This window comes from Polaribacter sargassicola (assembly GCF_021991835.1).
In the GTDB taxonomy this organism is placed as follows: Bacteria; Bacteroidota; Bacteroidia; order Flavobacteriales; family Flavobacteriaceae; genus Polaribacter; species Polaribacter sargassicola.
On sequence record NZ_JAHDAU010000004.1, the window covers coordinates 350,328 to 359,968 of the forward strand.

A 9,641-nucleotide genomic window follows, 5' to 3' on the forward strand; every position below is an offset into this window, starting at 1 on the left:
TTAAAAAGATGCAATTGTTTTTTCTAATCCTTTTTCTGCCGACAAAGGTAAGTTTTTTTGCATTGCAGCTTTTATTTTAGTGTTAGAAACCACATAATTTTCTGTAAGCTTTTGTACTCTTTCAGAGTTAATTGGCAAAGGCAAAACATCTCCCAACTTAGCAATTAATGTAATAATAGATTTTGGTGTTTTTAATATTTTTGCTTGTTTATTAACTACTTTTCCTATAATTGATACTAGTTGATTTGTTGATAAGCTTTCGTCATCAGCAATATTATAAATCCCAGATTGAATGTTATTATTTTCTATTAATTCATCGATAATAAAACATAAATTATCTACAGAAACAAATGATCTTTTGTTTTTAAATTTACCAAAAGGATAAGGAACTCCTTTAGAAACAAAAGTGTATAATAAATTTAAATTTCCCTTATTATTTGGTCCATGTACCATACAAGGTCTTAAAATATAGACTCTTTTATTTAACGGTATTTGTTTTGATAAAATATAGTTTTCTGCTGCTAATTTAGATTTCCCATAAACAGTAATTGGGTTTGGTGTACTTTCTTCTGTTAAAACTCCATCTACTTTATCTGCAACAGCTTTTACAGAACTTACGTAAATAAAAACTTCGCAGTCGCTTTCTAAAAACTGATTAAAAAGTTTTTTTGTTAACTCTGTATTTACTTGATAGTATTCTGAATCTTCTGATGTTTTTTTTAAATCGTGTGCTTTACCTGCAAGATGAATAAATGATTTTGAATTATCTAAAACTGTTTTATTAAGTTGATGATAATCAATTTCTTCTAAACTTGGTTTTCTAGAGACACCAATTATCTTTTTATTTTTTTCTTTTAAATATTTAGATAAATTAACACCTACAAAACCTGTAATACCTGTTACTATTTGTGTATTCTCTTTCAAAATTTATGATTTTTTTAAAAATCCTATAACTTTCCAAAAACCTCTTAACTGAACTTTTAAGTAATTAAATTTAATATTGTTTCTTGTTAATGCCTTTTTTATTTCTTTAGAAATTAACTGATAACTACTAACACCAGAACTACTTAGCCCGCCAATTAACATAGAAGTTGTTGTTATGTTAGAGTATTTCCAAGAAATTTTATGTTTCAAGAAAAATCTAGTTATTAGCTCATAATCTGCTCCAATAGTAAAGTCTAATTGATAATTACCAAACGCATCAAATAAATCTTTTTTAAAAAATATTGCAGGATGTGCTGGCATAAAACCTATTTTTAATTTGTCTGGATTCCATTTTTTGGCAGAATATTTTCTAACCGTTTTTCCTTCTTCATTAAATTGAATAATATTACCTACAGAAGCATCAATATTATTTTCTAAATGGAATTTAGCTACATTTTCTAGCACAAAATCATCAGTAAAAATATCATCAGAATTTAAAATACCTATAAGATATCCGTTTGCAAATGTAATTCCTTTATTCATGGCATCATACAATCCTTTATCTGGCTCAGAAACCCACTTTGATATTTTAGAATCGTATTTTTTTATAATTTCTTTTGTTTTGTCTTTAGAATTACCATCTACAATAATATATTCTATATCAGAATAAGTTTGAGCTAAAACAGATTTAATTGTTTTTTCAATTGTTTTTTCGCTATTGTAACAAACTGTTATTATAGAAATCTTCATATAAATTATTCTATTAGGTTTCTTTTTCTTGTTTTTATAGCCGGATTTCCTTGATAAATTGAATACGCTTCTAAATCTGAAGTTGCTACCGAATTTACCGCTAAAATTGCATGAGTTTTTAATGTTACACCAGGACAAACTACCGATTTTGCACCAACCCAAGAACCTTCTTCTAGCTTTATTTCTCCTATTTTTAAATCAAAACTTGATTTTTTATAATTATGATTACCACATAATAACATAGCACCTTGCGATAAGCAAACATTATCTTCTATCGTTATTTTAGTTAAATTATCAATCCAGACACTTTCTCCTACCCAAACAGAATTTCCTATTTCTAAAAACCAAGGATATTTTACAGAAACACCTGGCTTAAAAACAACATTGCTACCTATTTTTGCACCAAATAAACGTAATAAAAAAACTTTTAAACTTGATATTGGATTTAATGGATTGATAAAAAAAAGAACATTCACAAAATACCAAATTAGTATTTTTATCTTAGAACCTGGTTTATACCAAGAATTATCATATTTTTTAAAATCTACTTTTATCATACAATATCAATAAATTTTGGTTTATTTTTTTTGGTTAAAACCCAATCATACAAATCTAACATTTGTTTAGCAACAGACTCCATAGAATAATTATTTTTTATTAATTCTCTTCCGTTTCTACCCAAAATTAATAATTCATCAGAAGATTTAGATATTGCATCTTCTAATGCCAATTTTAAAGGTGTTACCCCTAAATTTATCCACCAACCACAATTATGTGTTTCTAAATCTTGCCACGGTGCTCCTTTAGTTGTTATTACAGGTGTGTAACTTGCCAACGCTTCTGCGATTACAATACCAAAATTTTCGCTAAAAGTTGGCAAAACAAATAAACTAGCTTCTCTAAATAATTTTATTTTTTCTTCTCCAAAAACAGGTTTTTTAATCTCTATTTGCGTGGTTAAATCATCAGAAATAATTTTCTCTTTTAAAGACTGTATATAAGCTTCATCTCCATTACCAACTATTTCTATTTTCCAATTCTTCCTGTCATCGTCATTAATTAATTTCCAAGCTTCTATTAAGTTTTCGATACCTTTTTTAATATGAATTCTAGACAAAAATAATATTTTTTTAGGATGCATTTCTTTTTGAGGTTCAACCTCTGGAAAATCATCTACATTTACACCGTTAGGTATCATTGCTATTGGGTTTTTAAACCCCAATTTCCTTATACTTTCAACTTCCATAGGTGCTGTTGCATGAAGACATGATGCACCTGCTAAATCTTTGTATTGAAATAATTTTAACGCTAATTTCTTTTTAAACTTTGCTTGTGTTAAAGACCAGGTTTCTAACATCCCTCTTGGTGTTATAATATAAGGAACTCCTTTTTTTCTGGCTATTTTAGCCATGTAATGTACAGGCAACTCCCACAAACCATGACCATGAAATAATTTGGCTTTTGTTTTTTCTAATTCAACTATTAACTCTTTAGAATACCCTAACTTACCATAACTCAATAAGTTTATTTTACCTCTATTATTACTAAAATGAGTTGCAATAGGATTTTTACATTCTAAAGTACTTAATTCTATCTCAATATCTGATTTAGTATTATGAATCGCTTCTATTAAATGTGTAACACTTCTTGCGGGACCACCACTAGAAACGTCTATTGTTGAAATTACATGATAAAAATTCATGAGTTTTTATTTTATTAATCTTTTTCAGCTTTTTTCTAATTACTTTTCTTCTGCTAACTCTTTATAGATAGTTAGATAATCATTGGTAATTTTATCAATTTTAAATCTTTCTACATTTTCTAAACCTAACTGAATTAAGTTTTTTCTGCACTCACTGTCTTTTATAATCTTACAAATACCTTCTCTTATAGAAGAAATACTTTTAGGATTTACTAAAAAAGCGCCATTTCCTGCAACTTCTTTCATTGCTCCTAAATTAGATGTTAATACAACTCTACCAATTGCTTGAGCTTCTATAATTGGCATTCCAAAACCTTCATAAGTAGATGCAAAACATAATAAATCGCAATTTTTATATGCTGCTATAATTTTATCAAAAGGAATAAAAAATTCATTAAAATATTTTATTTCTAACTTTTCTAATAACTGCTTTTGTTCTTCTGTTAGCTTACCAATAATATGTAATTCACAAGAAATACCTTCTAAAGATTTAATTGTATTCTCTAAATTTTTATTAGACTTTGTTCCTATCAATAAAATTTTAGGGCATAAAGAATTAAACTCTTTAGGTACATATTTTAATTCTTCCTTTACAGGGTTATATACAATTTGAATTTTCTTTTTTGCAAAAGGAATTACATCTATTAACTCTTTCTTAGAAAACTCTGAAATTACAGTTATTTTATTTACAAACAATGCAGGAATCCAAAACCAAAAAATTTTCATTATAAAAACTTTTATTTTGTTTCCTTTAAGAGTAGAACCTACATCATGAATTGTTAGTATTGATTTGCCTTTTAAACCAATTGCAACATAATTGATATGACCTGTAATATGATTTATTTTGCCGCTTTCTTTTTTAGCATATTTAAGATTCTTAAATATATTTTTAAAGTTAATTCTCCCATAAGGCATTTCTACTTTTTCTACAGAAACTAAAGCAGCTAATTTTACAGAAATGGCATTAAACAATTCTTCTATGCTATTAAATTGAGGTTCTTTTTTTCTAAAAAAATACTTTACTTTCATTAAACTTCCCAGTTAAAATATTTTCTAGAAATAAAAAAGAATAATGCTACCACAAAACTTGCTTTTACTAAATGGTTTAATGCAACAAACAACTCTGTTTCTGCTTTTACTACTTGCAAAAACAATAAAGGCACAAAAATTAATAATAAAGGATGTTCTATACAAAAATCGACTATTTTTATCCAATACCAGCTAAGAAACAAAGCCCAAGCCATCATAAAAACAATACCACCAAACATACCATAATTTGCATAGCCTTCTCCCACAAGACTAATACCCATAGATGTACCATGTCCTAAAATAAAACCTGTAAATTTTTCAAAATTTTCTTTACCTCCTGCAAGCTTTTTATTTTTACTTAAAAAACGAGGCAACAATGTTCCTTCAATAGCCGTAACAACCGTTTCTCCTTCTGCATAAGGCTCGCTTTCTGGAACATAATCCATTACAGAAGAAATATGCCATCCTTGGTTTAATCTTACATTTAATTTATTTAAATTTTTATCATCAGAAAAATAAGAATCACTCACTGTTCCTTCTAACGTATTTAAAAACAATTCTACTCTGTTACCATTATAACCTTTCCAAACAACTTCTCTAAAAGAAGCTTTTACCATTTGTATAATAACAACACAAGCTAATCCTCCACCTATTAATAACAGCTTAGTTTTTAAGGTTGGTTTATTTTTTAAAGCCCAAATTAAAAATAAGAACATACCCCATAAAATAAGATCATGAAACATGGCACTCCTTAAAGAATTAAGCAATAAATACATTAACGAACCATAGAAAAATAATCTATCAATTCTATTTTCTGAAAACAATAATACACCTGCACCAACAAACTTAAATAAAGAAATAAGGTATAAGAAAAATAATAAACTAGGTGGTGCAAAATTTTTGAGCACATCTGCAACAACACCAACTAACAATAAGTACCTACCATATGAAACATAGTTAGAAAAATCAAAATCTAAAGTAAGCTTATATTGTTTTGTTCTTATTAATAAAATAATAGCAAAACCTAAAAATGCAGGTACTACATAAGACATATAAGTTTGCTCATCTACCCTCATAAAATACTTAAAATCTTTTACAGATAATAAGTAAGAGTTATAAGCACCAACAATCCATTGTAAACCCGCAATAAGTAACATTAACTCTATTACAGGTAAACTTTTACCAATCTCGTTAAAAAACCTAATAGCAGTATAGGCTACAAATAAGACTCCTAAAATTGACCAAAAATACATGTATCTATAAAATTAAAGTATTAATATAAGGTATATAAACAAACTCAGCAAAAAATTGTTGATGATCTTCTGTTGTTAATTTAGTTGAATTTAATAAAGCTGTAGTATTAATATCTGTAAAATTAACTGATAAAATTCTTGGACTAGTTTGTTTATTATAATCTCTTATACCTAACATTTTATCTGAATACCATACTTCTAAACCACATGCCATATATTCAAATAATTTATTAGGTGCGTTAAATTTATAATTATCTGTACTAGCTTTATACAAAATTACTCCAACATTATATTTCGGAAGCAATTTAGGCATTTCATTATACTCAACACCTTTTTGATTGAAATTAATCCACTTAGAATTTAATTTAATTAAATAATCTATTGTGTCTTGGTGTAAATTGTAGGCATAAATATCAAAAATAACTTTTCCATTTTGTTTTTCTACCCACTCACAATATTCTTGTATATATGTATCTTTTAAAGATAAAGAACCAACGTATACTGTTTTTATAACTTCTGTATTTAACGCTACTTTATCAACCTTTTCATTCCATGATTTTGCCGGATAATTAGGCAATTCTAACATTTTATCTTTAGAAACCATTGGATTATCCTTTAAAAACAAAGCAATTCTATCTTTGTTTGTTTGAGAAATATTTACTGCTTTCTGATACAAAAAAGATTGTTCTTGTTTATGATATAATTTTACCAATTTCATTCCATTTTTATACCAATTGCTAGAAGCATATTCATGATAATGAATGTATAATTTTGTGTTATTACCAAACAATTTAAAATACCAGTAAACTGGACCAACAGAATAACTCTCATAATACAAAATAGCATCTGGACGTAACACACATAATTTAAAAAACACATAAAGATTGAACAAAATGTATTTAAATAACCTAATAATTATGTGTTCCTTTTCTTTTGGTGCAGAAACCCTAAAAATAGCATCTAAACTATTATTAGTATATGCCTTTCTATCTTTGTTATTATGTGTAGAAAACACTTGTGTTTTAACAGTATTACTTTCTGAAATACAGTTAAGTAAATTAGTTACCGGCGGATAAAACTCTAAGGGTAAATAATGGACAACAGCTAATTTCTTTTTCATTTTAAAACTTTTTTCACTAATTTTTTTAATATAGCTTCATAAAAATATCCATCTTCATGTACTCGTTTATATCCTTTTTCAGAAATATTTTTTAATTCAGTTTTATTCTTAAAAAGGAATTTTACTTTCTTAACAAGTTCTTCTTTTGAAGTATAAAAAACTACCTCATCTTCTTTATAAAAAGAGGCAATTTCATCATTATATTCTGTTAACAAAACAGTACCGCACGCCGGAATCTCAAAAGTTCTAGTAGTGTGTTGTTCTGGAAATTTTTTAGACAATGCTCCCCAAGCAACTACAGAGCTTGATATAAATTTAGAATATTCTTCATTCATTAATTTTTGTCCTACAAAAGAAAACAATGGATTGTTTTTATGCTTTTCGATGAATTTTTCCCATCCAAAGCCTGCAATTTTTATTTTTATACCTTCAGTTAATAATGCTTCCATTATAATAAATCGAGAAGGTTCTGCTAAACCTATAAACGCAACACTATCCTCTTTATCTTTAAATTCAACTTTTGGCTTATGATTTTCTTTAGAAAAACCTTGTGTTGTTAATATCAGTTTATCTGCATTAATTCTCTTTAAATATTCTTCTTTTTCTGGTGATTTTGTTGTTATTACATAATCATACAAATACATTGTATTGTAAAACATCTTAGATTGATTTTCATAAAAAGCCATATCTGGCGTAAAATGAACCAATTTTACAGCTATTTTTCTTAAACTATTAATCGTTTTTTTATTTACAAAAACTCCTTTATCAACCCAAATTAAATCGAACTTGGTTTTATTCTCTATAGAGTTTAACTTTTCTTGTACAAAAGTATTTGTATTATTAATTAATGGACCTATTTTAAATCTAAACCCAAAACTTCTTAATAATTTAGATGTTTTATAAAAAGGAATATGCGTATCAATTACCATAAATTCTTCTACATTATTGATAATTGATTTTAATTGATCTGCACGCATTTTACTTGTTGTGCCTTCGGAATATTGCCCTACGTATAATACTTTCAAAATTATTGTTTTAATTTTTGATTAACAATTAAACTAAATTTAGACGCACCTCTATCATTTAAATGAGACTTATCTCCAAAATATCCATCTTTATAATAACTTAAATCACTATTAAAAATAAAATTTGGATACTTTGATTTTAAAGTAGCAAAATATTTATTGTAACTAGATTTAAAATCTAAAGAAACATTTTTGTACGAAGTTTCATTAAAAGGTACATTTATATAAAACACTTTAATATTATTATTCTTAGCTAAATCTAACAATTTAATTAACGCATTAGAAATAGCTAAATTAGGTGTAAATTTATTTAAATTCCCTTTAGCTTCTTCATTTAAATCACTAGATGATTTTTCTTTACCATATAAGTGATACCCTTTATTTTTAACAACGTCTTCATAAAAAAGATTATTTTTATTACCTCTTAGAAACTTTGAATTTGTAATTTCTGTTTGATAATACAAAGGCCATTTTAAGAGTATTAAATACGATTTTAATATTGTTAATGTGTTTTCTAAATTAGACATTTGCCTTTGTTCTTTTCTAGGTTTCCAGAAAGTTAATTTATCTTCATTTAAATCATTAAAAACTTCATTAACATTTTTAAATTTCAATAAAGAAAGTTTTAAAGAATGTGAAAAAAAATGCTCGGATGATAAAAAGTGAGTTGCACCATAAGAAACAATTAATGTATCTATTTTTATGTTTTTATCTAACATCTCTTTTAGTATAAAATACCCTTCTATAGATGACGATCCTCCTAAAGACAAATTAAGTAACTTGGTATCTATTAAATTAGGTTTTATACCTGCTTCTGCCCTACTATCTCCTATAATAAAGTTTTTATAACTATTTTCTTTACCTGCTTTTACTGCTTTTATAAATTTTACTGCAGAGTATGTCGGATCCATATATTTAGATGGAAAAATGATAACAATTAAAGTTGCAATAACATAAGTTATAAACAATAATAGCAGTGTATTTAATATAAATTTTTTCATAATATTAAAATTGAAAATAAATAAACTCCTTGCCTGAGCTATGATTTAAATAGATAATAATTGCTAAAAAGACATAAAAACTATATCTACTCAATTTATTTTTAAGAGAATTCAACTCCATTATTGCATATTGTTGATTACGACCATTCCACTCTATAAATAGAAATAACATTATTATTAATATTGTTGTTGTCGGAAAAATTGATGTTTTTTCAAAAAAGCTTAAAGACAATATTTCATTTACAATTTGTAAAGCTTGAGACATATTTTCTGACCTAAAAAATATCCAAGCAAAAACTGTTAAACAAAAAGTAATTAGCATAGAAATAAACTCTCTTAAACTAGGCAGATATTTACCTTTTGCTACAATTTCTATATTATTTCTGTTATTTTTTGTAAGCATAATGGGTAGAAAATAAACGGCGTTTAATAATCCCCAAACTATAAATGTCCAATTAGCGCCGTGCCAAAAACCACTTACTATAAATATGATAAATGTATTTCTAACTTTCATCCAAGTGCCGCCTCGGCTTCCTCCTAAAGGAATGTATAAATAATCTCTAAACCATGTGGATAAAGAAATGTGCCAACGTCTCCAAAACTCTGCCATATCTCTTGAAAAGTAAGGAAAAGCAAAATTCTGTTTTAAATCGAATCCAAAAAGACGTGATGTACCTATAGCAATGTCTGAATATCCAGAGAAATCTCCATAAATCTGAAACGTGAAAAATATTGCTCCTAAGAACAATGTACTTCCGTTCATTTCTGCCGAATTATTAAATATTTGATTGGCAAATTCTGCACAATTATCGGCAATTACTATTTTCTTGAATAATC

Annotated in this window: 10 protein-coding genes; all 10 read right to left on the bottom strand. The window is 26.7% G+C overall.

Going from position 1 to position 9,641, the window contains the following annotated elements; all coding sequences use genetic code 11:
• Positions 1 to 924 carry an NAD-dependent epimerase/dehydratase family protein gene (locus KI686_RS09120; protein WP_237588964.1) on the bottom strand — a complete coding sequence of 308 codons (924 nt, stop codon included), beginning with the start codon at positions 922 to 924 and terminating at the stop codon, positions 1 to 3.
• Positions 925 to 927: 3 nt separating this feature from the next.
• Positions 928 to 1,674: a glycosyltransferase family 2 protein gene (locus KI686_RS09125; protein WP_237588965.1), complete on the bottom strand. Its 747-nt coding sequence runs from the start codon at positions 1,672 to 1,674 to the stop codon at positions 928 to 930.
• A gap of 5 nt (positions 1,675 to 1,679) precedes the next feature.
• Positions 1,680 to 2,231 carry a WcaF family extracellular polysaccharide biosynthesis acetyltransferase gene (locus KI686_RS09130; protein WP_237588966.1) on the bottom strand — a complete coding sequence of 184 codons (552 nt, stop codon included), beginning with the start codon at positions 2,229 to 2,231 and terminating at the stop codon, positions 1,680 to 1,682.
• Complete coding sequence (locus KI686_RS09135) at positions 2,228 to 3,376, bottom strand: glycosyltransferase (RefSeq protein WP_237588967.1); 1,149 nt, start codon at positions 3,374 to 3,376, stop codon at positions 2,228 to 2,230. Before KI686_RS09135 ends, KI686_RS09130 begins: the two co-directional genes overlap by 4 nt.
• A 39-nt stretch (positions 3,377 to 3,415) precedes the next feature.
• Entirely contained in the window at positions 3,416 to 4,405 is a 990-nt protein-coding gene (locus KI686_RS09140; protein WP_237588968.1) for a glycosyltransferase family 4 protein, read from the bottom strand.
• Positions 4,405 to 5,658 carry a hypothetical protein gene (locus KI686_RS09145; protein ID WP_237588969.1) on the bottom strand — a complete coding sequence of 418 codons (1,254 nt, stop codon included), beginning with the start codon at positions 5,656 to 5,658 and terminating at the stop codon, positions 4,405 to 4,407. Before KI686_RS09145 ends, KI686_RS09140 begins: the two co-directional genes overlap by 1 nt.
• A 4-nt stretch (positions 5,659 to 5,662) precedes the next feature.
• Complete coding sequence (locus KI686_RS09150) at positions 5,663 to 6,778, bottom strand: glycosyltransferase family protein (RefSeq protein WP_237588970.1); 1,116 nt, start codon at positions 6,776 to 6,778, stop codon at positions 5,663 to 5,665.
• On the bottom strand, positions 6,775 to 7,803 hold the full coding sequence (locus KI686_RS09155; RefSeq protein WP_237588971.1) for a CgeB family protein: 1,029 nt from the start codon (positions 7,801 to 7,803) through the stop codon (positions 6,775 to 6,777). Before KI686_RS09155 ends, KI686_RS09150 begins: the two co-directional genes overlap by 4 nt.
• A 2-nt stretch (positions 7,804 to 7,805) precedes the next feature.
• The gene (locus KI686_RS09160; protein ID WP_237588972.1) at positions 7,806 to 8,804 is read right to left on the bottom strand and encodes a hypothetical protein; all 999 of its coding nucleotides are present in this window, start codon (positions 8,802 to 8,804) and stop codon (positions 7,806 to 7,808) included.
• 4 nt (positions 8,805 to 8,808) lie between these two features.
• Positions 8,809 to 9,641, bottom strand: an 833-nt coding sequence (locus tag KI686_RS09165) for an MBOAT family O-acyltransferase (RefSeq protein WP_306665754.1), incomplete at its 5' end; no start/stop codon positions are given.

Excerpts from the sequence above, each read along its gene's own strand:
- KI686_RS09125 (WP_237588965.1), bottom strand. The coding sequence starts at position 1,674 with ATGAAGATTTCTATAATAACAGTTTGTTACAATAGCGAAAAAACAATT.
- KI686_RS09130 (WP_237588966.1), bottom strand. The coding sequence starts at position 2,231 with ATGATAAAAGTAGATTTTAAAAAATATGATAATTCTTGGTATAAACCA.
- KI686_RS09135 (WP_237588967.1), bottom strand. The coding sequence starts at position 3,376 with ATGAATTTTTATCATGTAATTTCAACAATAGACGTTTCTAGTGGTGGT.
- KI686_RS09140 (WP_237588968.1), bottom strand. The coding sequence starts at position 4,405 with ATGAAAGTAAAGTATTTTTTTAGAAAAAAAGAACCTCAATTTAATAGC.
- KI686_RS09145 (WP_237588969.1), bottom strand. The coding sequence starts at position 5,658 with ATGTATTTTTGGTCAATTTTAGGAGTCTTATTTGTAGCCTATACTGCT.
- KI686_RS09150 (WP_237588970.1), bottom strand. The coding sequence starts at position 6,778 with ATGAAAAAGAAATTAGCTGTTGTCCATTATTTACCCTTAGAGTTTTAT.
- KI686_RS09160 (WP_237588972.1), bottom strand. The coding sequence starts at position 8,804 with ATGAAAAAATTTATATTAAATACACTGCTATTATTGTTTATAACTTAT.